A 22,272-nucleotide genomic window follows, 5' to 3' on the forward strand; every position below is an offset into this window, starting at 1 on the left:
GGCTCCTGGAGGGCTGCGTAGTCTCACACCTCCAGTCTTCCGGGTACGCCCCGAATGAACAACCTACTGAAAGGTCACAGCTAGTTACAAACCTTGTTCTTTTCTTCTTGGCCGCGTTCCTATTCGCTGGACCAGAGGGAGGAGAATGGGTAAAAGCATATTTTGGCGGGGGTGGAGAATGGTTCTTAGGTGGCACAGCGATTTTGGCTGCATGTTATTTTCCTCTGGTCAGAAAATTAAGGGTGACTTGATGTGTCTGAATGCTGTATCGAACCTAAAAATAAGCAGCAGATCGACCTTCGGCGGCTGTGCTAAGCGTTGTCTTGATGATGAAACAGCAATCGCGATCTAAACCAAAGATTCCCCCCGAAGATAGGGTGGTCCTGTTCGACGGAGTTTGTCGACTGTGCTCCTTTTGGGCTCGGTTCCTGATTAGGTTCGATAAAAAACGTCGGTTTAAGTTGGCTACCGTTCAGTCACCTGATGGCCAAGCGATTTTGGAATCGCATGGTTTTTCAAAGGATTACTACAAAACTATGCTGCTTGTTGAAGGGGGCAACGTTTACACAAAGTCCTCTGCGTTTTTCAGAGTGATGTTTCGGCTGCCGTGGCCATGGCCATTCGTCTGTATTGGCTGGGTTGTTCCCTCAGTCATTCGGGACTGGCTGTACGACCGTGTCGCTTTAAATCGTTACAAGCTTTTTGGCCGCCATGAGGCTTGCGTGATTCCGGATAAAGACCATGAATCCAGGTTCCTGGGCGAGTAGTCCATCTTTTAGCTATGCAGTTTGCCGTGGCGCTATCGCCTTTATTTGGTTCTATCATGGCTTGATCCCGAAACTGCTTTATCCCCACGAGGATGAACTGGCCATGAATGTGGCAGCTGGTTTTTCACCAGCTGGCGCATTGCAGTTGGCAACCATCGGCGGCGTGCTGGAGATCGTCATGTCAATTGTTGTCTTGGTATTTTGGCGTCATCGATGGCCAATGGTGCTTACAGTGATTGCAATGATCGGTTTGCTGGCATTTGTGGCCCTGATGAAGCCCATATTGCTGGCGGCAGCTTTTAACCCTGTGTCAACGAATATTGCTACGGCTGCGCTTGCTATCGTTAGTTTGCACCTTCTGAATGTTATCGAGAGCGGTGGCTGACAAGTGAATGAAGCCGACCGTGTAGCTCCCACCGTTTTGGTGGACACCTTCTCCTAACGCGAGGAGGTGGGCAATGCCCAGATACAAGCATTCGAGGAAGACCTGGCAGTACTCGTCGGATTTCGAGGTGAAGGCTGTCTAGCTGAGCCATCAAGCGAGGGTAGTGCCGGCAGGTCGTCGCGGGGCTGAATATTCATCCGATTATGTGTTGGTGGTCGCAGGAGTAGTACCGCGCAGGCGGTATTAGACTGGATTCCCGAAAGCGCGTTGATGTGGTGAAAGAGGGAGAAGCCCACCACCATATAAGGAACTAGATGAGTTATATGGAATAAATCAGCCGGCGCCAATTATTAATGGCGTTATGGCTTACGACAGAGAGAGAATAAAGATGCCCGAATCAATCTATAAAGGAATGTTGGTCGTCGCCGCTCTTTTCTTCACGGCGTTCTTTACTGTGACCGTTTTGCCACCGCTTTTTGAGAAGCCCGATATATGGGGTGCGTTCGCGGCGGGGTTCGTGAACCCTTATTCGAGCGGCTATTCGACGGATGTGCTTGTTTGCTGGGTCATCCTTGCTGTCTGGGTGGCTTATGAGGCCAAGGCCTATGAGGTTCGAAAGGGGTGGATTTGCCTGCTGCTTGGCATTGTGCCTGGGTGGCGGTCGGGTTTGCGCTGTATCTGCTGCTTCGAGCCAAGCAAATCCGGGAGTTCAAACCTGATACGTGACGATAGGCAGCTGCCCATACCCGCAAATCGCGGGCTTGAAGGCGAGGTTTAGCTGGTTCGGGTTTTCTTACGCCGGCGCTCTTTGAGGGAACGGTGGAAAGTCTGCTTCATTTCAATGCCAGCGGATTCTTTAGGCGTGAGCCCAAGAAAATCTTCGCAACCACCAATTTTCCAGCCGCTTTTCTCAAGCTTTCTGCGTTTACTTGTCTGCAGCATCATAGCTCCTGAATGTAGTTCGACTTATACCCTTTAGGCTAGGCCGCGTAGCGCTTGGCTACCGCTCTGAGCACGATGCGGCACTGGTTGTCGCCGTATTCGCGGATGTCGGCGGCGGCTTGCTCGGGGTTGCGGCCGAGGACGTTCTCCAGCAGGCGCTGGAAGATGCGTAGGGAGCCGTCGAATTCCGTGGTTTCTTCCTGCAGGGCGATGTAGGAGAAGCGCTTGAGCAGGGGGACCAGGTCCTCGATGTCGGCGGCCAGGTAGCTGTTGTTGGCGAACCGGCGGGTGGCGAGCTCCACGAAGCGGAAGGCCACCTGGTGGGCGCCGGGCATGTCGTCGGCCTGATAGTGGCGCTCCAGTTCCGGCAGCATGGCGGCCAGGTCTTCGATCTGGCCGGGTTGCCAGTCCCGGGCGGCGCGGGCGGCCATGTGCGAGAGCAACAGGAACAGGAAGTCGTAGAGGTCGCGGACCTGGCTTTCGGTGACCTCGCAGACCCGTGCGCCCCGGCGCGGTTGCAGTTCGATCAGGTGCCGCTTTTCCAGCAGCCTGAAGGCCTCCCGGAGTGAGTTAGTGCTCACATCCAGGCTTTTCGCCAGTTCCGCTTCGGGCAGCTTTTCTCCCGGGGCCAGTTCCCCGCGAATGATCCGTTCCGCCAGATGTTCGGCGATCTGCTCGCTCAAACTCACCGCTTTCAGCGACATCCTGACTCCTCCTTCGTTGAGCCGCCATTATCCGCCTCCGGTGATCCTGTGTCACGAATTGAGTTGTTTGACAATTCAAGAAACCCTGCTAATGTTGCCATCGAGGACTGACAAAGTCATGGGAGACCCGCGTCCGTCATTCCACGAAAACAGGACGCACCGATTGCCCCCGGCGTACCGGGGAGGAGGCCAAACGATGTTCGCCAAGATGCATTCCGACACCATGCTGAAAATAAAAAAATGGGGATATCTGGGGTTCTGGGCCCTGGTTCTGCCGCTGCTGCCGTTCAGTGCCCTGGTGGGCCGGGAGGCCGGCACCCAGGATTACTGGGCCTGGTTCATCTACTTCGTGGTGTTCGGCATCATTCCGGTGCTGGACTATCTGATCGGCAAGGACCCCTCCAACCCGGACGAACAGGTGCAGGTGCCCTCGCTCAGCCAGGAGCGTTTCTACACCGGGTCCCTGTTCTTGATGGGGTTCGTTTGGTTGGGCGCGCTGTTTTTCGGCGGCTGGGTGTTCGTGAACAACGACTATTCCTGGCTGGGCAAGCTGGGCTGGATCGTGTCCATGGGCACCGTGGGTGGCATCATCGCCATTAATCTGGGCCACGAGTTCGTGCACAAGGACCCCAAGGCGGAAAACTGGATGGGCGGTCTGCTGTTGTCGTCGGTGACCTATGCGGGATTCAAGGTGGAGCACGTGCGCGGCCACCATGTGCATGTGTCCACGCCGGAGGACGCGTCTTCCTCGCAGTACAACCAGGGGCTCTATGCGTTCCTGCCCCACGCGTTCAAGCACAACTTCCTGAACGCCTGGCGGCTGGAGAAGCAGTACCTGGAGCGCAAGGGCAAGAAGAACCTGAGCGTCCACAATGAGCTGATCTGGTGGTACGGCATCTCGGCTCTGTTCGCGGTGGCCTTTGGCGTGCTGTTCGGCTGGCAGGGCGTGTTGTTCTTCTGCGCCCAGAGTTTCGTCGCCGCCTTCACCCTGGAAGTGATCAACTACATCGAGCACTACGGCCTGCACCGCCGGGTCAAGGACAACGGCCGCTATGAGCGGGTGACGCCGGCGCACAGCTGGAACTCCAACTACCTGCTCACCAACCTGGCGTTGTTCCAGCTGCAGCGCCACAGCGACCACCACGCCTACGCCAAGCGTCGTTATCAGGTGCTGCGCCACTATGAAGAGAGCCCGCAGCTGCCCGGCGGTTACGCGGCCATGTACGTGCTGGCGCTGTTTCCGCCGCTGTGGAAGAAGGTGATGAACCCGCGGGTGGAAGCCTACTACGAGGGCGAGATGGACCAGCTGTTCCGCGACAGCCGCCGGGTCAACAACATCGCCTGATTCGGTATCGGGCCCCGGGGGAGGAGATGTTGTAGGAGCGACTGGGCGGCATTCCGCTTTAGTCGCGATGCCGTCGGCACGGCCTTTGATCGCGACTGAAGTCGCTCCTACAGTCCTACGGCCCTAGCCGGTTCCTATTGCTTCCAGAACAGGGGCGTGAAGAGCACCAGGAAGGTGAAGATCTCCAGGCGGCCGAGCAGCATCAGCAGGGTCATCATCCATTTGGCTTCCGGGGTGATGTTGGCGAAGCCGCCGCCCACCTGGCCGATGCCCACGCCCAGGTTGTTCATGGAGGCGGCCACGGCGCTCACCGCCGTGGTCAGGTCCATGCCGGTGACCGTGAACAGCAGGGTGAAGATCACCGCGATGGTGATGTAGACCCCCACGAACCCCCACACCGCCTGCAGCACCCGGTCGTTGACCACGTGCTTGCCGAAGCGCAGGGCGAAGATGCCGTTCGGGTAGATCAGGCGGCGCAGTTCGCGGAGGCTGTGGCGGGCGATCAGGGCGGCGCGCACCACTTTCATGCCCGCCGCCGTGGAGCCGGCGCAGCCGCCGATAAAGCTGGTGAAGATCAGCAGATAGGGGATGTAACCGGGCCAGGCGGCGGCGTTGGTGCTGGTCAGGCCGGTGCCGGTGCCGAAGGAGGCCACCTGGAAGGCGGCGTGCCGGGCGGCCTGGTCCGGGTGGTCGTGAATGTGGAAGAACATCAGGCCGATGCCCACCAGGGCGATGTACATCAGCATCAGCCCCATGAAGAAGCGGAACTCCGGATCCTGCACGTAGGTGAGCAGGGAGCGGCCCCGCCAGGCGGCGAAATGCAGCGCGAAGTTCATGCCGCCGATCAGCATGAAGATCACCCCCACCCAGTCGATGGCGGCCTTGTCCCAGTAGGCCATGGAGGCGTCGTGGGTGGAGAAGCCGCCGGTGGAGACGGTGCTGAAGCTGTGGCAGATGGCATCGAACAGGCTCATGCCGGCGGCCCAGTAGGCCAGGGCGCAGGCCACGGTGATCGCCAGGTACACGTACCACAGGGCCTTGGCGGTTTCGGCGATGCGCGGCGTGAGCTTGGCCTCCTTCATGGGGCCGGGAATCTCCGCCTTGTAGAGCTGCATGCCGCCGATGCCCAGCATCGGCAGGATCGCCACCGCCAGCACGATCACGCCCATGCCGCCCAGCCACTGAAGCTGCTGGCGGTAGAACAGCATTGATTTGGGCAGCTCGTCGATGCCGGACAAAATGGTGGCGCCGGTGGTGGTCAGGCCGGACACGGACTCGAACACGGCGTCGGTGAAGCCCACCGGCACGGCGTCGGAAATCAGCATCGGCAGCGCGCCGATCACCCCCAGTACCGACCAGAACAGGGTCACCACCAGGAAGCCGTCGCGGGCCTGCAGCTCCGCCCGCTGGCGGAAGAACGGCAGCCACAGCATCAGGCCCAGCAGCATGGAAATCGAAAACGAGGTGAGGAAGGGCCCTTCGCTGCCGTCGCCGTAATAGAACGCCACCGCCACCGGGGGCATCATGGTGAAGCTGAACACCACCAGCAGCAGGCCGAGGATTTTCGAGATCAGCGCGAAGTGCATCCCGGCGTCCTAGAAGAAGGTGAACCCGACCTGGAACAGTTTTTCCACGTCCCGGGTGCGGCGTTTGTCGATCAGGAACAGAATCACGTGGTCGTTGGGCTCGATTACCAGGTCATCGTGGGCGATCAGCACCTTCTCGCCGCGCACGATGGCGCCGATGGTGGTGCCCTCCGGCAGGTCGATGTCCTCGATGGCGCGGCCCACCACCTTGGAGGACTTGGCGTCGCCGTGGGCGATCGCCTCGATGGCTTCCGCCGCGCCCCGGCGCAGGGAGTAGACGTTGACCACGTCGCCCCGGCGCACATGGGTGAGCAGGCTGCCGATGGTGGACTGCTGCGGCGAGATGGCGATGTCGATGTCGTGGCCCTGCACCAGATCCACGTAGGCCGGGTTGGCGATCAGCGTCATCACCTTGCGCGCGCCCAGGCGCTTGGCCAGCAGCGAGGCCATGATGTTGGCCTCGTCGTCGTTGGTGAGCGCGCAGAACACGTCGGTGTTCTCGATGTTGGCCTTGAGCAGCTCGTCCCGGTCGGTGCCCAGGCCCTGCAGCACCACGGTGTGATTGAGCCGCTCGCCCAGCCACTCGGCGCGCTTCGGCGAGCGCTCGATGATCTTCACGTTGTAGCGGTGCTGGATGCTCTTGGCCAGGCGGTAGCCGATGTTGCCGCCGCCGGCGATCACGATGCGCTTGTAGTTGTGCTCCAGGCGGCGCAGCTCGCTCATCACCGCGCGGATGTCGTTCTTGGCGGCGATGAAGAACACCTCGTCGTCCGCCTCGATCACCGTGTTGCCTTCCGGAATGATCGGCCGGTTGCGGCGGAAGATGGCCGCCACCCGGGTGTCCACGTTGGGCATGTGCTTGCGCAGTTCGCGCAGCTCGTTGCCCACCAGCGGGCCGCCGTAATAAGCGCGCACCGCCACCAGCTGCACCCGGCCGGTGGCGAAGTTCACCACCTGCAGGGCGCCCGGGTGTTCGATCAGGCGCTTGATGTAGTCGGTGACCACCTGCTCCGGGCTGATGATCACGTCGATGGGAATGGCGCTTTCGTTGAACAGCTTGTCGGCGCGGCTGGTGTAGTAGGCGGTGCGGATGCGGGCGATCTTGGTGGGGGTGCGGAACAGGGTGTAGGCCACCTGGCAGGCGACCATGTTCACTTCGTCGGAGTTGGTCACCGCGATCAGCATGTCGGCGTCTTCGGCGCCGGCGTCCTTGAGCACCCAGGGGTAACAGCCCATCCCCTGCACGGTGCCGATGTCGAGGCGGTCGCCCAGTTCCCGCAGCCGTTCGCCGTCGATGTCGATGACGGTGATGTCGTTGCGTTCCCCCGCCAGGTTCTCCGCCAGGGTGCCGCCGACCTGGCCGGCCCCCAGAATGATGATCTTCATCGATCGCCTTTTTGTTCGTCAGGCGCCGGCGCTTCGTGCTTGCGCAGGCAAGCCAGGTAAAAGCCGTCCGGCCCGTCCTCGCGGGGCAGCAGTTGCCAGCCCGCCGCCACCGCCGGCGCCGCGGGCGGTCGCTCGGTGAGGTCGGCGGCGTCCGGCGTGCGCGCCAGGAACGCCGCCACCTGGCGGTCGTTCTCCTCGCGCAGCACCGAGCAGGTGGCGTACACCAGCCGGCCGCCGGGCCGCAGAAGCGGCCATAGTGCATCCAGCATGCGCGCTTGTAAATCCACCAGCGGCGGCAGGTCGGCCCGGCGCCGGTGCCATTTCACGTCCGGCTGGCGGCGCAGGATGCCGGTGGCCGAGCAGGGCGCGTCCAGCAGGATGGCGTCGAAGGGCTCGCAGTCCCACCAGCCCGACGGCTCGGCGGCGTCGCCGACCCGGGGCTCGGCGCTCACGCCCAGCCGCGCCAGGGTCTCGCGCACCCGCTCCAGGCGCTCGGCCACCCGGTCCAGAGCCACCACCCGCGCCTCGGGGAAGGCTTCCAGGATCTGGCCGGTCTTGCCGCCGGGGGCGGCGCAGGCGTCCAGCACCCGGCCGCCGGGCGGCACCGCCAGGCGTTCCGCCGGCAGTTGCGCCGCTTCGTCCTGCACCGAGAAGTCGCCGATGTCGAAGCCGGGCAGCGCGGTCACCGACCGGGGCGGCGTCAGGTAGAGGCTCCAGGGCGCCAGCTCGCCGGGCCGGGCGCCCTCGCCCAGCGCCGCCAGGGCCTGTTCGCGGCTGTGCCGTTGGCGGTTCACGCGCAGGGTGAACGGCGGCGGCGTCAGGCTGGCCCGGGCCAGCGCGTCGGCCTGCTCCGGCCAGTCCTCCTGGAGCTGGCGCCACAGCCAGTCCGGCAGGGAGGTGGCCACCGCCGGCGCATAGCCGGCGAAGGCGGTGGCCGCGTCCAGGCGGCCGGCCTTGCGCAGCACCGCGTTGGTCAGGCCGCTGGCCCAGCCGGCCTTGAGGCGCCGGCACAGGTCCGGGTAGGCGTTCACCACGGCGTGCTGGGGGCGGTCCGTGAACCACAGCTCGTAGAGGCCGCACAGCAGCGCCAGGCGCACCGGCTGGGCCTTCGCCTTGATGGGCTTGTCGAGCTGGTCGTTGAGCCATTGATTGAGCGGGCGCAGGTAGCGGCACACGCCGAAACACAGGTCGCGGGTGAGGCCGCCGGCGCTGCCGTCGGGGACGCCGCGGCGCAGCACTTCGCGCAGGCTGGCGCCGTCGCCCTGGCCGGGCAGCACGCGGTTGAGGGCGCGCACCGCCGCCAGGCGGGGATCCGGGCTTTCAGCCAAGGAAGGCTCCTGGTTGGAACAGATCGGGATGGCCACGGCGGATGTCCGCCACGGTCAGGGGTTTCTTGCCGGGCAGTTGCAGCCGGGTGAGGCGCACGGCGCCGTCGCCGCAGGCCACGATCAGGCCCTCGTCGCTCACCGTGAGGATGCGGCCCGGCTCGGCCTCGCCGTCGCCGGCCTCGGGGGCCTCGTCCGCGTCCCAGATGCGCAGCGGCTGGCCGCCCAGCTCCACCCAGGCCACCGGCCAGGGGTTGAAGGCGCGCACCCGGTTGGCGATGCCCCGGGCGGGCAGGCCGAAGTCGAGGCGGGCGCCGGCCTTGCTCAGTTTGCTGGCGTAGGTGACGCCGTCCTCGGGCTGGGGCTCGGCGCGGGCCAGATGGCCGGGCAGGTCGTCCAGCACCGTGCTCAGCAGGCGGGCGCCCTGGGCGGCCAGGCGGTCGTGCAGCTCGCCGCCGGTCTCCCGGTCGCCGATGGGCAGTGCCTCGCTGAGCAGCATGGGGCCGGTGTCCAGGCCGGCGTCCATCTTCATGATGGTGTTACCGGTTTCGGTGTCGCCGGCCAGGATCGCCCACTGGATCGGCGCCGCGCCGCGCCAGCGCGGCAGCAGCGAGCCGTGCACGTTGACGCAGGCCAGGCGTGGCAGGTCGAGCACCGCCTGGGGGATGATCAGGCCGTAGGCCACCACGATCAGGGCGTCCAGCTCCAGCTCGGCGATTTGCCGCTGGATCGCCTCGTCCTTCAAGGATTCCGGTTGCCAGACCGGCAGGTCGTTGGCCAACGCCAGCTTCTTCACCGGGCTCTGCACGACTTTCTTGCCGCGCCCGGCGCCCCGGTCGGGCTGGGTGAGCACGGCGGCGATGTCATGGGGGCCGTCGATCAGGGCCTGCAGGCTGGCGGCGGCGAAATCCGGGGTGCCGGCGAACGCAATACGGAGAGGCGAAGTACTCATCAGGCGTTCTGGCGGTGGATTTTCTGGAGTTTCTTCTTGATCCGGTCCCGTTTCAGCCGCGACACGTAATCCACGAACAGCTTGCCGTCCAGGTGATCGATCTCGTGCTGGATGCAGGTGGCCAGGATGCCGTCGGTGACGATCTCGAACGGCTCGCCGTCCCGGCCCAGGGCGTTGATGCGCACCTTGGCCGGGCGCTCCACCTTCTCGTAGAAGCCGGGCACCGACAGGCAGCCTTCCTCGTAGGGGGCCAGGTCCTCGGTGAGGGGCGTGATTTCCGGATTGATGAACACCTGGGGCTGGTCGCGTTCCTCGGACACGTCGATCACCAGCACGCGCTGGTGCACGTTCACCTGGGTGGCCGCCAGACCGATCCCGGACGCGTCGTACATGGTCTCGATCATGTCGTCGATCAGTTTGCGAAGCGCGTCATCCACCTGCTCCACCGGTTTTGCTACGGTGCGGAGTCGTGGGTCGGGAAATTCCAATATCTCCAGCTTGGCCATGGGGCTCCTGCGTCTCTATCCAGCTGCTTGCCAGCTACTTGTGAAGCTGCTTTAAATTTGGTTGCTAAATCTATGATCGCGTTGCTAATATCCGGTGACGACTGTGTTCGATCCAGGGGTGCGTCCGCCTTGTCGCGGATGCCGATAATCATAAAAGGAATCCGCTGATGATGAAATCGCTGCAGCGAATCCTGTGTCTGGGGGTACTGCTGGTGGCGTCCCAGGCGATGGCCGACAGCATCCAGCTCCGTGACGGTCATCCCGACGTCTATTACGTCAAGAAGGGCGATACCCTCTGGGATATCAGCGCCCGGTTCCTGGAGAACCCCTGGCAGTGGCCGGAACTCTGGCACGACAACCCGGAGATCGACAACCCGCACCTGATCTACCCCGGGGATGAGATCCGCCTGTCCTGGCAAGGCGGCGAGCCGCGCCTCACCGTGAACCGGGACGGCAACAGCCGCACCCAACTGCCCGACGGCACCATCAAACTGACGCCCCGCGCCCGGGAGCTGGACCGCGACAGCGCCATCCCCGCCATCCCCATGAGCGCCATCCAGAGCTATCTGAAGGAAGCCCTGGTGGTGAGCCGCGAGGAAATCGCCGATGCCCCCTACGTGGTGGGCGGCCAGGACCGGCGCGTGGTCTACGGCATGGGCGACACCATCTACGCCCGCGACCCGGACAGCCAGTTCGAGAACGCCCCGCCCCGCTACGGCATCTACCGGGTGGGCGAGGAATACGTGGACCCGGAAACCGACGAAGTGCTCGGCTACGAGGCGCGGCAGATCGGCCTGGCCAGCATCACCGGCCACGAGGACGACATGGTGACCATGGAAGTGGTGCGCTCCTCCGAGGACATCCGCGTGGACGACCGGCTGTTCCCGCAACCGGACCGCCGCGTGCGCGCCGTGCTCTATCCCCACGCGCCGGATGAGAAAACCACTGGTCACATCATCCGCTTCTTCGACCGCATCAACAGTGTCGCCCGCAATGACGTGGTGGTGATGAATCTGGGCGAACGCGAGGGCATGGAGCCCGGCCACGTGCTGGACATCTTCCAGCAGGGCGAGCTGGTCCGCGACCGCCAGCGTGACGAAATGGTGCGCCTGCCGCGCACCCGCTCCGGCAGCCTGGTGCTGTTCCGGGTCTACGAGAAGGTCAGCTACGGCCTGATCATGGAATCCCTCCGTCCCATCTACATGCAGGACATCGTGGAAAGCCCGGAGGGCAGTTACTGACACCGCGACCGACATCGCTTCAACCGGCGCACAAGGAGGTGCGCGATGGATGGACAACTCCGGCGGCTGGCTCTGAGCGCCGCCTTTTCCCCCGACTCCGCCCGGCTAGGCCGGGCCCTGCGTGAACTCAACCCGGACCGGGATGATCTGCTGCGCTTCGTGCCGCGCCTGAGCGCCGGTGGGCAGGCGCGCCTGCTCCGCGATCCCGGCGTCCTGACGCCGGTGCGCGACAGCCTGGCCGCCCACGGCTGGCGCTGGCTGGCCCTGGGCGACGACGACTACCCGCCGCTGCTCGCCGACCTGGACGACGCCCCCGGGGTGCTGGCGGTGCGCGGCGACCCCGCCGCCCTGGCCGCGCCCCAGCTGGCCATGGTGGGCGCCCGCCACGCCTCCGCGGACGGCCTCGACAATGCCCACCGCTTCGCCCGTGCCCTGGCCGGCGCCGGCTTCACCATCACCAGCGGCCTGGCCCTGGGCGTGGACGGCGCCGCCCACCGGGGCGCGCTGGAGGCGCCGGGGCCCACGGTGGCGGTGCTCGGCTGCGGTCCGGACCGCGTCTACCCGGCCCGCCACGGCGGCCTGGCCGAGGCCATCGTCGATGGCGGCGGCGCGGTGATCACCGAATTCGCCCCCGGCGACGGCCCCCTAGCCCGGCACTTCCCCATGCGCAACCGGGTGATCAGCGGGCTCAGCCTGGCCACCATCGTGGTGGAGGCGGCACCGCGCAGCGGCTCGTTGATCACCGCCCGCACCGCCGCCGAGCAGGGCCGCGAGGTGTTCGCCGTGCCCGGTTCGTTGCACAACCCGCTCAGCAAGGGCTGCCACCGCCTGCTGCGCGACGGCGCCAACTGGCTGGAAAGCGTGGACGACGTGCTGCAAGCGTTCGGCGACTTCCGCCGCGTGATCGACGACAGCCCCGCCCTGAACACGGACCAGCCGGCCCTGCTCCGGCACTTCACCGGCGGCGTCAACGACCTGGACGCGCTGTGTCGGCGCAGCGGCCTGGGCATGGCGGAGCTGGCCGACCGGCTTGCCGAGCTGGAGCTGGACGGCCGGGTGACGCGCGCCCGGGGCGGCTATGTGATCCGCCGCTGAACTGGCGGCGTACCGGCCGCAGCGGGTATCCTCTCGCCGCATGAATCAGCATCTCGACACGGCCATCCGTATCCTCCGCGCCGGCGGCGTCATCGCCTACCCCACCGAGACCGTCTACGGCCTGGGCTGCGACCCGTTTGACGAAGCCGCCGTGGCGCGCCTGTTGGCGATCAAGGACCGGCCCGTGGACAAGGGCCTGATCCTGCTGGCCGCGGACCTGGATCAGCTGGACGGGCTGGTCAGCCTGACCCCGGACCAGCGTCGGGAGCTGGCGGCGGTCTGGCCGGCGCCGGTGACCTATCTGCTGCCGGCCACGGATCGGGTGCCGGCCTGGATTCGCGGCGCCCACGACAAGGTGGCGGTGCGCGTGGGGCCCCATCCGCTGGCCCGCGCCCTGGCTCGGGGGCTGGGCTCGCCGCTGGTGTCCACCAGCGCCAATCGGGCCGGGCGGCCGTCAGCGCGCAACCGCTTTCTGGCGGCGCGCAATCTGGGCGCGGACGTGGATTTCGTGGTCACCGGCCAGTGCGATCCGCTGGCCCGGCCGTCCACCATCATCGATCTGGAAAGCGGCCGCGTGCTGCGTTAATGAACCGGCTCCAAGGAGCGAGCAAGATGCAAGAGATTTCCCCGGATGCCGTGAAGGCCTGGCTGCTGGATCTGCAGGACCGCATCGTGGCGGAACTGGAGGCGGAAGACGGTGAGGGCCGCTTCATCGAGGACGCCTGGGACCGGGCCGAGGGCGGCGGCGGCCGCAGCCGGGTACTGGCCGATGGTGCCGTGTTCGAAAAGGCCGGAGTGAATTTCTCCCATGTGTTCGGCGAACGCCTGCCGCCGTCCGCGTCCGCCCACCGGCCGGAGTTGGCCGGGCGGTCGTTCCAGGCCATGGGCGTGTCCCTGGTGATCCACCCGCGCAATCCCTACGTGCCCACCAGCCACGCCAATGTGCGCTTCTTCATCGCCGAAAAAGACGGCGAGGCGCCGGTGTGGTGGTTCGGCGGCGGCTTCGATCTGACGCCTTTCTACGGTTACGAAGAGGACGCGGTGGCCTGGCACCGGGTGGCCCGGGACGCCTGCCAGCCGTTCGGCGATGAGCTCTATCCGGAGTTCAAGGCCTGGTGCGACGATTACTTCTTCATCAAGCATCGCGATGAACCGCGCGGCGTCGGTGGCCTGTTCTTCGACGACTTCAACCGCCTGGGCTTCGAGGACAGCTTCGCGCTCACGCGCAGCATCGGCGATGCCTTCATTCGTGCCTACCGGCCCATCGTGGCGCGCCGCAAGGCCACCGCCTTCGGCCAGCGCGAGCGGGATTTCCAGCTCTACCGGCGCGGCCGCTACGTGGAGTTCAACCTGGTTTATGACCGGGGCACCCTGTTCGGCCTGCAGTCCGGCGGGCGCACCGAATCCATCCTTATGTCCCTGCCGCCCCTGGTGCGCTGGGATTACGACTGGCGGCCGGAGTCCGGCACCCCGGAAGCCGAGCTGTACGAGAAATTCCTGATCCACCGGGAGTGGCTATGAGCGACCGCTACGCCGTGTTCGGCAACCCGGTGAGCCATTCGCGCTCGCCGGACATTCACCACGCCTTCGCCGCCCAGCGCGGCGAGGACCTGGTCTACGAACGCATCGAGGCGCCGGTGGACGGCTTCCCGGCGGCGGTGACGGCCTTCTTCGACGGCGGTGGCCGTGGCGCCAACGTCACCGTGCCTTTCAAGGAAGAGGCCCACGGCCTGTGCGGCGCGCTCACCGAGCGGGCCCGCCAGGCCGGCGCGGTGAATACCCTGTGGCACCGGGACGGCGTGCTGCACGGTGACAATACCGACGGCGCCGGCCTGGTGGCGGACCTGCGCGGCCAGGGCTGGGCCCTGGCCGGGAAGCGGCTGCTGGTGCTGGGCGCCGGCGGCGCCGTGCGCGGTGTGCTTGGCCCGCTGCTGGCCCAGGCCCCGGCGGAACTGGTGATCGCCAACCGCACCCTGGCCCGGGCGGAAACCCTGGTGGAACGGTTCTCCGGCCAGGGCGTGGCGCTCCACGCCAGCGCTCTGGAGGCCCTGAACGGCCGTTTCGACGTCATCATCAACGCCATTTCCGCCGGGCTGCACGGCGACATGCCGGCGCTGCCGGAGGGCCTGGTGGGCGACGCCACCGTGGCCTACGACATGGTCTACGGCGCCCGCCCCACCCCGTTCATGGAGTGGGCCGACGCCGCCGGCGCGGCGGCGGTGCGCGATGGCCTGGGCATGCTGGTGGAGCAGGCCGCCGAGGCCTACCAGGTGTGGCGCGGCTGGCGGCCGGACACGGCGCCGGTGCTGGCGCGGCTGCGGCACGGCTGAGTTCCGGGTTTTACAACTTTTGCCGTCCCCATGCTGGCGGCGCCGCGGCAATCGCGGTGAAATGCGTACACGGGCGCCGCTGAGCGCCCGATTTTTCGGGATCGGCCGGGGGCCTGTCCGCCCTGCCTTGCCCTTTCGCCTTGCGCCGTCCCGGACGGCGATTGCTTGCCCGTTTGTTGCTCTGGAGGAACGCCATGCGTTCAGTGTTTCATGCCCTGGTTCTGGCAGGCTGCCTGACGCCCGCCCTGGGCCTGGCCAATACCTTCGGTTTTTCCTGGGACAATGATCTCTTTCTCGGTCAGGACAAGAACTACACCAACGGCGTGCGCCTGAGCTGGGTCGGCGACGGCCAGGCCGACTGCGAAAACAACGGCGGCTTCACCTGCGGCGTGGCGCGCACCCTGGACCCGCTGCCCGGCGTGTCCGCCGCCGATGAGCGCCACGCGCTCACCGTGAGCCTGCAGCAGATCATGATCACCCCGTCGGACATCGAGCGGGAAACCCCGGATTACAACGACCTACCCTACGTGGGCTACGCCAACCTGGAAGTGGGCCTGTTCAGCTGGGACCGCAAGAATCTGTACGGCTATGGCCTACGCGGCGGCGTGGTGGGCCCGGATTCCGGCGCCGAGCGCAGCCAGGAGATGGTGCACCGGGTCACCGGCTCCAACGAGCCCCAGGGCTGGGACAACCAGCTCGGGCCGGATACCATCGGCGGCGTCTGGTTCCTGCACGCCCACCGCCTGTTCCGCAATACCAGCGACAGTGGTTACCAGATCGAACTGGGCACCGCCTGGGGCATCGACGCCAACAACTTCGACGGCAACGCCCAGGCCGGCGGCTTCATCCGCTTCGGCCGCAACCTGCCCGGTAACTTCATCCCGGATTACGCCGGCATCGGCACCGCCGGCTCCCTGGTGGGCCTGTTCGACAACCCGGGCTTCGGCTGGGAAGTGTTCCTGGGCGCCGCCGGCCAGTACAACGGTTATTCCTACATCGAGGAACACGCCGGCCGCTACGACATCGAGACGCGGGACTTCACCGGCAGCCTGATCACCGGCTTCGGCCTGCGCAACAGCGGCTTCAGTTTCACCCTGACCCTGCAGACCTCCACCTCGCCGATTCGCGACAGCAGCGACCCGCTCAGCTTCGGCAACATGTCCTTCATGTGGGCGATCTGATTCACTGGCCCACCGGATTCATGCCACTCGCTGTAGGAGCGGCTTTAGCCGCGATCGGGCCGTGCTGCTGCCCAGGCGCGATTTTCGCGGCTGAAGCCGCTCCTACCGGTTTACGGCTGCGCGTTTAGGTAATCGTCCTTGAGCTTCACGTAGTTGCCGGCCACGTAGGGCAGGAAACGCACTTCCTGCTCGGTGAGCTCGCGCACCGGCCGCGCCGGGCGGCCCCGGTACAGCCAGCCGGACTCCAGCCGCTTGCCCGGACTCACCAGGCTGCCGGCGGCCAGCATCACGTCGCTCTCCACCACGGCGCCGTCCATGATCATGGTCTGCATGCCGATCATCACCCGGTCGCCCACGGTGCAGCCGTGCAGCATGGCCTGGTGGCCGATGGTCACGTCGGCGCCGATTTCCAGGGGGAAGCCGCCCGGGTTGAACTCGGAGGCGTGTGTGATGTGCAGCACCGCGTTATCCTGGATGCTGGTGCGCGCGCCCACGCGGATGCGGTGCATGTCGCCGCGCACCACGGCCCCCGGCCACAGCGAGCAGTCGTCGCCCAGTGTCACGTCGCCGATCACGGTGGACGCCGGGTCCACGTAAACCCGCTCGCCGAGGGCCGGTGCCTTGTCTTGGAAGGGGCGAATCCCCATCTCTCTCCTCCTGAACATTTCGTTAGTGCCCGTTTATACCGAGAGGTCCCATGAGCCACAATCCGCTGATCGATTACCCGGATCTGCCGCCGTTTTCCGAAATCCGCCCCGAGCACGTCAAGCCGGCGGTGGAAAGCCTGGTGGCGGCCGGCCGCGAACGCATCCGCGAGGTGCTGGCCAAGGGCGACTTCAGCTACCGCGCCCTGGAACAGACCCTGGCCGAGGAGGACGACCGGCTGGGCAAGGCGTTCGGCCCGGTGGGGCATCTCAACGCCGTGGCCCAGAACGAGGCCCTGCGTGAAGCCTACAACGCCTGCCTGCCTCTGCTCAGCGAATACGGCACCGAGGTGGGCCAGAACGCGGACCTGTTCGCCGCTTATCAGGCTCTGCGCGAAAGCGACGAATTCCAGCGGCTCAGCCCGGCCGGGCAAAAGGACATCGACAACACCCTGCGCGATTTCCGGCTGTCCGGCGTGGCGCTGTCCGGCGAGCAGAAAAAGCAGTACATGGAGAACGCCAAGCGCCTCTCCGAGCTGACCACCCGCTACGAAAACAACCTGCTGGACGCCACCCAGGCCTGGAAGAAGCATGTCACCGACGAAAGCGAGCTGGAAGGCGTGCCGGAAACCGCCCTGGCCGGCGCCGCCGACCGGGCCCGCGCCGAGGGCCTGGAGGAAGGCTGGCTGCTGACCCTGGACGTGCCGGTGTTCCTGGCGGTGATGAGCCACGCCCGCAACCGGGCCCTGCGCGAGGAGATGTACCGCGCCTTCACCACCCGCGCCTCCGATCAGGGCCCCCACGCCGGTGAGTACGACAACGCCGAGATCATGGACGAGATCCTCAAGCTGCGCCATGAGCAGGCGATCCTGCTCGGTTTCGCCAACTACGCGGAGGAATCCCTGGCCACCAAGATGGCCCGGGACGTGGACGAGGTGATGACCTTCCTGCAGGACCTGGCGCGGCGCGCCAAGCCCCAGGCGGAACAGGAGCTGGCGGAGCTGAAGGCGTTCGCCGCCGAGCAGGGCGCCGACGATGTGCGGCCCTGGGACCTGGGCTTCTGGAGCGAGCGGCTCCGCGAGGCCCGCTACGACCTGTCCGAGGAAGCCCTGCGCCCCTGGTTCCCGGCGGAAACCGTGATCGACGGCATGTTCCAGGTGGTGGGCAAGTTGTTCGGCATCCGCTTCCGCCCCCGGGAGGACGTGGACACCTGGCACCCGGACGTGCGTTTCTACGAACTGGTGGACGAGGACGGCACCGTGCGCGCCGCCTTCTACCTGGACATGTACGCGCGCACCGGCAAGCGTGGCGGCGCCTGGATGGACGACGCCCGCATCCGCCGGCGCCGGCTGGACGGTTCCCTGCAGACCCCGGTGGCCTACCTGACCTGTAACTTCGCGCCGCCGGCCGGCGGCAAGCCCGGCCTGCTCACCCACGATGAAGTGGTCACCCTGTTCCACGAGTTCGGCCACGGCCTGCACCACATGCTCACCGAGCAGGACGTGCCCGGCATCTCCGGCATCAACGGTGTGGCCTGGGACGCGGTGGAACTGCCCAGCCAGTTCCTGGAAAACTGGTGCTGGACCGAGGAAGGCCTGGCGCTGATCTCCGGCCATTACGAAACCGGCGAGCCGCTGCCCAAGGACATGCTCGACAAGATGCTGGCGGCGAAGAACTTCCAGAGCGCCATGGGCATGATGCGCCAGCTGGAATTCTCCCTGTTCGACATGCGTCTGCACGCCGAATACCGGGATGGCATGAGCATCCAGAAGGTGCTCGACGAAGTGCGCGAGGAAGTGTCGGTAATCAAACCGCCGGCGTTCAACCGCTTCCAGAACGGCTTCGCGCACATCTTCGCCGGCGGTTACGCGGCGGGCTACTACAGCTACAAATGGGCGGAGGTGCTGTCCTGCGACGCCTACTCGCGGTTCGAGGAAGAAGGCCCGTTCAACGCCGACACCGGCCGCGACTTCCGCGAGAAGATCCTCGCCCGGGGCGGCAGCCAGGAGCCCATGGAGCTGTTCGTGGCGTTCCGTGGCCGCGAGCCCAGCGTCGAGCCCCTGCTGCGCCACAGCGGCATCGAAGGATAAGCCGAAGCATGAAACGCCAGTTCATCGCCGGCGCCGCCTGCCCGTCCTGCGGCGCCGTTGACCGCATTCAACGCTGCATCGAAGGCGAGACCATCTGGATGGAGTGCGTGGCCTGCGGGCTGGTCCGCAATCTGGATGACCAGCCCCCGGCCACGGACGCCAACGAGCAGCCGGTGACCCTGCAAAAGCCCAGCAAAAAATAAGCCGAGGGAGGAAGGACGATGGCCAACCCGCGAGTCGATGACCCGCTCACCCTGCATCTGGGACACGAAGAGCTGGTCATCCGGCGGCGCTATGAGACGCTGAGCATCATCAACGACTTTCTGATCGCCATCTGGTTCTTGCTGGGGAGTATCTTCTTCCTCTACCCGAGCCTGGAAAAGCCGGCGGTCTGGTTGTTCATCATCGGCAGTTTCCAGTTCATGATCCGCCCCACCCTGCGCCTGATCAGCCATGTTCATCTACAGCGCATGCCGGAGAACAGCTGGGAACGCTAGCGGCCTGGCGTTGCAGGAGCGCCCGGCCGTTCCCTACCGCATAAAACCGGTCTTAAGACCCGCCGTGGTGCGCGCCATTTCCCGGCGCAGCCAGGGCACCCGGTCCATGGCCGGGAACAGGGCGTCGCGGGCGGCCGGCACCAGGCGCCCGTGGGACTGGAACGCCGGCGTCAGCCAGCGGCTCATGCGCTGATAGAAGCGGATGCCGCCCCGGCGGGCGCGGTGGTAACGGGCCCAGGCCGCCGGCCAGTCGGCGCTGGCGGCCACCGCCGCCGCGATTTCCCGGGCGTCCAGCAGCGCCATGTTGGCGCCCTGGCCGAGCTGCGGACTCATGGCGTGGGCGGCGTCGCCCAGGAAGCCCAGCCGGCCGGCGCCCCAGCGCCGCATGATCACATCCCGATAGGTGGCCACCAGCAGGTCCGAGGGCGCGTTCAAGCCCTCCAGTACCGGCGCCAGCCGGGGCCAGGCCTCCAGAGCCCGGGCCTTCCAGGCATGGAAATCCACCTCGCCGGCCCGCCAGCGGTCCAGTTCCGTGACCGGCAGACTCCAGAAGAAGCTCACCAGATCCTGGTCCGGCGCCGCCGGCGAGCGCCCGGTGGGCAGCAGGCCGGCCATGGTGTGGGCGCCCTGGTAGCGTTGCCGCAGGCAATCCGGGTCCAGGTCCGTGGCCATGGGGCGCATCGCCCAGATCGCCCCCCAGGGGTAGCGGCGGTCATAGCGCACCCAGGCCGGCGGACGCAGCCGGCTGTGGCTGCCGTTGGCCACCAGTACCGCGTCGAAGCGGCGCCGCCGGTGGTGGCCGTCCTGGTCCAGATCCAGCCACACCCGGTCCTCGCCGTGGGCCAGGGCGCGCACCCGGGTGCCGGTAAGCCGTTCGTGGGGCTCCGCCTGGAGGGCTTCGTCCAGGGTTTGGCAGAGGCTGGCCCGGTGCACGCCCAGGCCGTCCAGGCCCGGTTCCAGGCTGGCGTAGCGCACCCGCATCACGGTGCGGCCTTCCGGGGTGTCGCCGAACAGGCTGTGAATCGGCGCGCCGCGTTCGCGGATCGGGCCGGCCAGGCCCATCTCGGTGAGCACCGCCAGCCCGGAGGGCTGCAGCAGCAGGCCGGCGCCCACCGGCGCGGGTGCCGGGGCCTGCTCGATCAGGGTGACACGGTGGCCTTGCCGGGCCAGCAGGCAGGCACTGGCCAGGCCGGCGGTGCCGGCGCCGACCACGGCGATGGTTTGCGGCTTCATGGCGGCGTCAGTGCGGGGACCAGCTCATCTGACTCAATGAATACACGAAGAACCCGGCGCCGATCAGCGCCAGCACCATCAGCACCGTGGCGATGATGCCCAGCACCAGCCCGGCGGTGGTCTGGCCACGGCCCTCGGGGTCCATCTCGCCCCGGTTCATGGCGCCCAGGTCCCGTGCCGCCAGGATCCAGGCCACGGTGCCGATCGGCGCGAACACCAGCATCCCCAGCAGCCCCATGACCAGCACGGCGGTGCCCCGGTGCGGGCGCAGGGCGGTGTTGGTGGCGGCGGCGTGCGCCGTGGTGGCCGGCACCGGCGCCGCCGGGCGCTCCACGAACGCCGCCGCCAGCATCAGGCCGGTCACCGAGACGCCGAGCACGAAGTGCACCGAGGAAACCAGAAGGCCGTACATGTCCCAGCTGAAGGAGCCGCTGCCGGCCAGATCCGTCAGCACGGTCATGGTGAAGACGATGAACACCGACTGCAGCAGCATCAGAATGCAGGCGATGATCACCATGGTTGCCGCCTTGGGCGCCCGTTTGTGGAAGACGATGCCCAGCACGATGCCCACCAGCGCGGGGATCACAAGGGGCAGAATGGCCGTTAGGCTGGAAATCAGGGAGGACATGGCGTGAATCTCCTTGGCGGCTGAATCGCGGAAACATACCGGTCCGCATGGCGGTTGTCATGGAAGGCCGCCACGGAATCCATAAACAATGAATAAAAAAGGTTCATCGCGGATTACCGGGAAAGGCGGCTTTGATCTTTAGGAAGAAGTAGTCGCTGTCCCGGTAGCCATAGGCCATGCGCTTGATGACCTTGATGCGGTTGTTCATGCCCTCCAGCACGCTGGTATTGAGGCGATAGGTGGCGCTGGCGATGATGCCCTCGGCGTAGGGCTTCAGACGCCGGGCGAAGCGGATCAACGGCGCCAGACCACTGGCCTGGGCCATGTTGAACCACCGTGTCCAACGCCACCGGGCGGCCCGTTCGGTGCGGGCGTACCAGAGTTCCTTGAGCTGGCTCTTCATCAGATACACCACCATCAACGGCTGATTCAGGTCCAGTAAGGTCTTCAACTCGCCCGCTTGATCTGCCTTCAGGTTCTCTGGATTGCGCAGCAGCAACCAGCGTGAGCGCTTCACGGCCCGCCGTGCGGGCTTGTCCTGGCGCAATTGGTTGGCCTGATCCACCCGGACCCGGTCGATCACCTCCCGACCGAACTTGGCGATCACATGGAACAGGTCGTAGACCACCCGGGCCTTGGGGCACCAGGCCTGTACCTCCAGGTCCATGGCGGTATTCATGTCCATCGCCACCGCCTCGATATGTTCGCAATGAGGCCCCAACCACTTGAAGCAGGGACGGACCGCCTCGCGGGATCGACCTTCACCCACCCACAGCACCTGCCGGGTCTCGGCATCGATCGCCACGCTGGCATAACGGTGGCCCTTGAACAGGGCGAACTCGTCCATAACCAGGTAACGGACCAGACTGAGGTCTGGCTCGGGCAGGTCCCGGGCCAGCCGGGCCTTGTCGAGGGTCTTGAGGGTGTGCCAGTGCAGCCCGGTAAGGCCGGCGATCTGCTTGATCGGCAGGAGGGTCAGCAAGACCTCGACGTGCTGACGTAGTCGGTGGGTGATGCGAGACCGGGGCTCAAGCCAGGACAATGCTTCCCGGCCAACACCGCACGTGGCGCAGCGTACCCGCCTTATTGGCACTGACAACCAAACCCGATACTCGAACAGGTCCCGGTCCCGAATGCGGCGTACTGTTGTGTCGTGGATCAGGGGGCAGGATCGCCGACAGCCTGGGCAGCGAGGCGGCACTTGAGGGTCAGGAACCAGGTGAATCAGGCACTCGGAATCCGAGATCGGAACGAATCGGGTGGCGATAAAGCCTTCCCAGCCCGAGCCGGGGAACGTAGCATCAACCATGGCGGCAGTGTCCTTGTCTCGTTATTTGGTCGCACAAACAACTTAACTCGGTTCACTGTCCGCCCCTACCTCTTAGTTCCCCTGTTTACTGACTTCTGAATCGGCCCGTCGCGCCCCAGACCGAAG

General features: G+C 65.8%; 24 protein-coding genes. 13 read left to right on the forward strand and 11 right to left on the reverse strand.

All coding sequences use genetic code 11. The annotated features are described in order from the left end of the window. Positions 1-329: 329 nt before the first annotated feature. The 3 genes from HMJ39_RS16680 (at position 330) to HMJ39_RS16690 (ending at position 1,930) form a co-directional block, all read left to right on the forward strand. Positions 330-767: a thiol-disulfide oxidoreductase DCC family protein gene (locus HMJ39_RS16680; RefSeq protein WP_228462443.1), complete on the forward strand. Its 438-nt coding sequence runs from the start codon at positions 330-332 to the stop codon at positions 765-767. After that, positions 742-1,152, forward strand: a complete 411-nt coding sequence (locus HMJ39_RS16685) for a DoxX-like family protein (RefSeq protein ID WP_194298168.1) — start codon at positions 742-744, stop codon at positions 1,150-1,152. The genes HMJ39_RS16680 and HMJ39_RS16685 overlap by 26 nt, the downstream gene beginning before the upstream one ends. A 388-nt stretch (positions 1,153-1,540) precedes the next feature. Further along, entirely contained in the window at positions 1,541-1,930 is a 390-nt protein-coding gene (locus HMJ39_RS16690; RefSeq protein ID WP_228462437.1) for a DUF2834 domain-containing protein, read from the forward strand. Here HMJ39_RS16690 and HMJ39_RS16695 read toward each other — a convergent pair. Both HMJ39_RS16695 and HMJ39_RS16700 read right to left on the reverse strand, forming a co-directional pair. Then, entirely contained in the window at positions 1,927-2,094 is a 168-nt protein-coding gene (locus tag HMJ39_RS16695) for a hypothetical protein (RefSeq protein ID WP_194298169.1), read from the reverse strand. The genes HMJ39_RS16690 and HMJ39_RS16695 overlap by 4 nt on opposite strands. Positions 2,095-2,132: 38 nt before the next feature. Then, positions 2,133-2,798, reverse strand: coding sequence for a GntR family transcriptional regulator (locus tag HMJ39_RS16700; protein WP_161382638.1), 666 nt, complete (start codon positions 2,796-2,798; stop codon positions 2,133-2,135). Between the two features lie 196 nt (positions 2,799-2,994). Here HMJ39_RS16700 and HMJ39_RS16705 point away from each other — a divergent pair, with 196 nt between their 5' ends. After that, positions 2,995-4,143, forward strand: a complete 1,149-nt coding sequence (locus HMJ39_RS16705) for an alkane 1-monooxygenase (protein WP_194298170.1) — start codon at positions 2,995-2,997, stop codon at positions 4,141-4,143. Positions 4,144-4,277: 134 nt separating this feature from the next. Here HMJ39_RS16705 and HMJ39_RS16710 read toward each other — a convergent pair whose 3' ends face one another. From HMJ39_RS16710 to def, 5 genes are read right to left on the reverse strand one after another with little or no spacing between them, the layout of a single operon-like run. Further along, on the reverse strand, positions 4,278-5,729 hold the full coding sequence (locus tag HMJ39_RS16710) for a TrkH family potassium uptake protein (RefSeq protein ID WP_161382636.1): 1,452 nt from the start codon (positions 5,727-5,729) through the stop codon (positions 4,278-4,280). Between the two features lie 9 nt (positions 5,730-5,738). Continuing rightward, entirely contained in the window at positions 5,739-7,115 is a 1,377-nt protein-coding gene (trkA, locus tag HMJ39_RS16715) for a Trk system potassium transporter TrkA (protein WP_161382635.1), read from the reverse strand. Beyond that, complete coding sequence (rsmB, locus tag HMJ39_RS16720; protein WP_194298171.1) at positions 7,112-8,443, reverse strand: 16S rRNA (cytosine(967)-C(5))-methyltransferase RsmB; 1,332 nt, start codon at positions 8,441-8,443, stop codon at positions 7,112-7,114. Before rsmB ends, trkA begins: the two co-directional genes overlap by 4 nt. Beyond that, positions 8,436-9,392, reverse strand: a complete 957-nt coding sequence (gene fmt, locus HMJ39_RS16725; protein ID WP_194298172.1) for a methionyl-tRNA formyltransferase — start codon at positions 9,390-9,392, stop codon at positions 8,436-8,438. Before fmt ends, rsmB begins: the two co-directional genes overlap by 8 nt. After that, on the reverse strand, positions 9,392-9,898 hold the full coding sequence (def, locus tag HMJ39_RS16730; RefSeq protein ID WP_161382632.1) for a peptide deformylase: 507 nt from the start codon (positions 9,896-9,898) through the stop codon (positions 9,392-9,394). Before def ends, fmt begins: the two co-directional genes overlap by 1 nt. 167 nt (positions 9,899-10,065) lie before the next feature. On the opposite strand from def, the gene HMJ39_RS16735 reads away from it, so the two are divergent. From HMJ39_RS16735 to HMJ39_RS16760, 6 genes are all read left to right on the forward strand, one after another. Continuing rightward, positions 10,066-11,139 carry a LysM peptidoglycan-binding domain-containing protein gene (locus HMJ39_RS16735; RefSeq protein WP_194298173.1) on the forward strand — a complete coding sequence of 358 codons (1,074 nt, stop codon included), beginning with the start codon at positions 10,066-10,068 and terminating at the stop codon, positions 11,137-11,139. Positions 11,140-11,184: 45 nt separating this feature from the next. Beyond that, the gene (dprA, locus tag HMJ39_RS16740; RefSeq protein WP_194298174.1) at positions 11,185-12,234 is read left to right on the forward strand and encodes a DNA-processing protein DprA; all 1,050 of its coding nucleotides are present in this window, start codon (positions 11,185-11,187) and stop codon (positions 12,232-12,234) included. A 40-nt stretch (positions 12,235-12,274) separates the two neighbouring features. Next, complete coding sequence (locus HMJ39_RS16745) at positions 12,275-12,820, forward strand: L-threonylcarbamoyladenylate synthase (protein WP_194298175.1); 546 nt, start codon at positions 12,275-12,277, stop codon at positions 12,818-12,820. A 26-nt stretch (positions 12,821-12,846) separates the two neighbouring features. Beyond that, on the forward strand, positions 12,847-13,755 hold the full coding sequence (hemF, locus tag HMJ39_RS16750) for an oxygen-dependent coproporphyrinogen oxidase (RefSeq protein ID WP_194298176.1): 909 nt from the start codon (positions 12,847-12,849) through the stop codon (positions 13,753-13,755). Then, positions 13,752-14,564 (forward strand): shikimate dehydrogenase, encoded by an 813-nt coding sequence (gene aroE, locus HMJ39_RS16755; protein WP_194298177.1) that lies wholly within the window; start codon positions 13,752-13,754, stop codon positions 14,562-14,564. Before hemF ends, aroE begins: the two co-directional genes overlap by 4 nt. Positions 14,565-14,758: 194 nt before the next feature. Next, entirely contained in the window at positions 14,759-15,745 is a 987-nt protein-coding gene (locus tag HMJ39_RS16760) for a lipid A deacylase LpxR family protein (RefSeq protein WP_194298178.1), read from the forward strand. Between the two features lie 110 nt (positions 15,746-15,855). Here HMJ39_RS16760 and HMJ39_RS16765 read toward each other — a convergent pair whose 3' ends face one another. Further along, positions 15,856-16,392, reverse strand: a complete 537-nt coding sequence (locus HMJ39_RS16765; RefSeq protein WP_161382626.1) for a gamma carbonic anhydrase family protein — start codon at positions 16,390-16,392, stop codon at positions 15,856-15,858. 50 nt (positions 16,393-16,442) lie between these two features. Here HMJ39_RS16765 and prlC point away from each other — a divergent pair, with 50 nt between their 5' ends. The 3 genes from prlC to HMJ39_RS16780 are packed head-to-tail and all read left to right on the forward strand — an operon-like array spanning position 16,443 to position 18,976. Beyond that, entirely contained in the window at positions 16,443-18,479 is a 2,037-nt protein-coding gene (gene prlC, locus HMJ39_RS16770) for an oligopeptidase A (RefSeq protein ID WP_194298179.1), read from the forward strand. A gap of 8 nt (positions 18,480-18,487) precedes the next feature. Beyond that, positions 18,488-18,682 carry a YheV family putative metal-binding protein gene (locus HMJ39_RS16775; protein ID WP_194298180.1) on the forward strand — a complete coding sequence of 65 codons (195 nt, stop codon included), beginning with the start codon at positions 18,488-18,490 and terminating at the stop codon, positions 18,680-18,682. Between the two features lie 18 nt (positions 18,683-18,700). Beyond that, positions 18,701-18,976 carry a YrhK family protein gene (locus tag HMJ39_RS16780; RefSeq protein ID WP_194298181.1) on the forward strand — a complete coding sequence of 92 codons (276 nt, stop codon included), beginning with the start codon at positions 18,701-18,703 and terminating at the stop codon, positions 18,974-18,976. A 33-nt stretch (positions 18,977-19,009) separates the two neighbouring features. Here HMJ39_RS16780 and HMJ39_RS16785 read toward each other — a convergent pair whose 3' ends face one another. The 3 genes from HMJ39_RS16785 to HMJ39_RS16795 form a co-directional block, all read right to left on the reverse strand. Continuing rightward, complete coding sequence (locus HMJ39_RS16785) at positions 19,010-20,209, reverse strand: FAD-dependent oxidoreductase (RefSeq protein ID WP_194298182.1); 1,200 nt, start codon at positions 20,207-20,209, stop codon at positions 19,010-19,012. A 7-nt stretch (positions 20,210-20,216) separates the two neighbouring features. Continuing rightward, positions 20,217-20,837 carry a hypothetical protein gene (locus HMJ39_RS16790; RefSeq protein WP_194298183.1) on the reverse strand — a complete coding sequence of 207 codons (621 nt, stop codon included), beginning with the start codon at positions 20,835-20,837 and terminating at the stop codon, positions 20,217-20,219. 103 nt (positions 20,838-20,940) lie between these two features. Beyond that, positions 20,941-22,146: an ISL3 family transposase gene (locus tag HMJ39_RS16795; RefSeq protein ID WP_228462438.1), complete on the reverse strand. Its 1,206-nt coding sequence runs from the start codon at positions 22,144-22,146 to the stop codon at positions 20,941-20,943. Between the last annotated feature and the right edge of the window lie 126 nt (positions 22,147-22,272).

Origin of the sequence: Alloalcanivorax profundimaris, assembly GCF_015265435.1 — a bacterium.
Lineage (GTDB): Bacteria > Pseudomonadota > Gammaproteobacteria > Pseudomonadales > Alcanivoracaceae > Alloalcanivorax > Alloalcanivorax profundimaris.

Coding starts and splice junctions, on each gene's coding strand:
- HMJ39_RS16695 (WP_194298169.1), bottom strand. CDS start 2,094: ATGCTGCAGACAAGTAAACGCAGAAAGCTTGAGAAAAGCGGCTGGAAA.
- HMJ39_RS16760 (WP_194298178.1), top strand. CDS start 14,759: ATGCGTTCAGTGTTTCATGCCCTGGTTCTGGCAGGCTGCCTGACGCCC.
- HMJ39_RS16765 (WP_161382626.1), bottom strand. CDS start 16,392: ATGGGGATTCGCCCCTTCCAAGACAAGGCACCGGCCCTCGGCGAGCGG.
- aroE (WP_194298177.1), top strand. CDS start 13,752: ATGAGCGACCGCTACGCCGTGTTCGGCAACCCGGTGAGCCATTCGCGC.
- HMJ39_RS16685 (WP_194298168.1), top strand. CDS start 742: ATGAATCCAGGTTCCTGGGCGAGTAGTCCATCTTTTAGCTATGCAGTT.
- HMJ39_RS16775 (WP_194298180.1), top strand. CDS start 18,488: ATGAAACGCCAGTTCATCGCCGGCGCCGCCTGCCCGTCCTGCGGCGCC.
- prlC (WP_194298179.1), top strand. CDS start 16,443: ATGAGCCACAATCCGCTGATCGATTACCCGGATCTGCCGCCGTTTTCC.
- HMJ39_RS16680 (WP_228462443.1), top strand. CDS start 330: ATGAAACAGCAATCGCGATCTAAACCAAAGATTCCCCCCGAAGATAGG.
- HMJ39_RS16690 (WP_228462437.1), top strand. CDS start 1,541: ATGCCCGAATCAATCTATAAAGGAATGTTGGTCGTCGCCGCTCTTTTC.
- HMJ39_RS16710 (WP_161382636.1), bottom strand. CDS start 5,729: ATGCACTTCGCGCTGATCTCGAAAATCCTCGGCCTGCTGCTGGTGGTG.
- HMJ39_RS16745 (WP_194298175.1), top strand. CDS start 12,275: ATGAATCAGCATCTCGACACGGCCATCCGTATCCTCCGCGCCGGCGGC.
- HMJ39_RS16780 (WP_194298181.1), top strand. CDS start 18,701: ATGGCCAACCCGCGAGTCGATGACCCGCTCACCCTGCATCTGGGACAC.
- trkA (WP_161382635.1), bottom strand. CDS start 7,115: ATGAAGATCATCATTCTGGGGGCCGGCCAGGTCGGCGGCACCCTGGCG.
- HMJ39_RS16795 (WP_228462438.1), bottom strand. CDS start 22,146: ATGGTTGATGCTACGTTCCCCGGCTCGGGCTGGGAAGGCTTTATCGCC.
- fmt (WP_194298172.1), bottom strand. CDS start 9,392: ATGAGTACTTCGCCTCTCCGTATTGCGTTCGCCGGCACCCCGGATTTC.
- hemF (WP_194298176.1), top strand. CDS start 12,847: ATGCAAGAGATTTCCCCGGATGCCGTGAAGGCCTGGCTGCTGGATCTG.
- HMJ39_RS16785 (WP_194298182.1), bottom strand. CDS start 20,209: ATGAAGCCGCAAACCATCGCCGTGGTCGGCGCCGGCACCGCCGGCCTG.
- dprA (WP_194298174.1), top strand. CDS start 11,185: ATGGATGGACAACTCCGGCGGCTGGCTCTGAGCGCCGCCTTTTCCCCC.
- def (WP_161382632.1), bottom strand. CDS start 9,898: ATGGCCAAGCTGGAGATATTGGAATTTCCCGACCCACGACTCCGCACC.
- HMJ39_RS16735 (WP_194298173.1), top strand. CDS start 10,066: ATGATGAAATCGCTGCAGCGAATCCTGTGTCTGGGGGTACTGCTGGTG.
- HMJ39_RS16705 (WP_194298170.1), top strand. CDS start 2,995: ATGTTCGCCAAGATGCATTCCGACACCATGCTGAAAATAAAAAAATGG.
- HMJ39_RS16790 (WP_194298183.1), bottom strand. CDS start 20,837: ATGTCCTCCCTGATTTCCAGCCTAACGGCCATTCTGCCCCTTGTGATC.
- HMJ39_RS16700 (WP_161382638.1), bottom strand. CDS start 2,798: ATGTCGCTGAAAGCGGTGAGTTTGAGCGAGCAGATCGCCGAACATCTG.